This is a genomic window from Mycobacterium arosiense ATCC BAA-1401 = DSM 45069, from assembly GCF_002086125.1.
Classification (GTDB): domain Bacteria; phylum Actinomycetota; class Actinomycetes; order Mycobacteriales; family Mycobacteriaceae; genus Mycobacterium; species Mycobacterium arosiense.
In genome coordinates this window covers 1-331 of record NZ_MVHG01000281.1, presented here as the reverse complement: position 1 = coordinate 331, position 331 = coordinate 1, and the positions used below count along the sequence as shown (strand labels likewise).

General features: G+C 63.1%; 1 protein-coding gene. It reads right to left on the bottom strand.

Translation table 11 applies throughout. The annotated features are described in order from the left end of the window. Positions 1-2 precede the first annotated feature (2 nt). Positions 3-331: ribbon-helix-helix domain-containing protein (locus BST14_RS31920; RefSeq protein WP_368731265.1), on the bottom strand; the 329-nt coding region annotated here is incomplete at its 5' end.

Below are 331 nucleotides of genomic sequence, written 5' to 3'. Positions count from 1 at the left end.
CCTCAGGCCTGGGCGCGCTGGCCGACCAGGCTCAGCTCGGCGACTTTCTCGCGCCGCTGCGCCAGGTAGCGGGTGCAACTGACACGCAGGAAGGAGGCGAAGTTGAGTACCTCGCCGCGATAGTCCATCACTTCCTCGTAGAGATTGGTGATCAACTGGTTGGTGCTCAGGCCCTCGCCTTCGGCGATTTCCCGGAGGATGTCCCAGAACTGGTTCTCCAGGCGCAGGGTGGTCACCACCCCGCGGATGCGCAAGGAACGCGAGCGCGATTCATAGAGGATCGGATCGGCTTTCACATAGAGTTCGCACATGCGCGGGGGTCTCCTGGGTC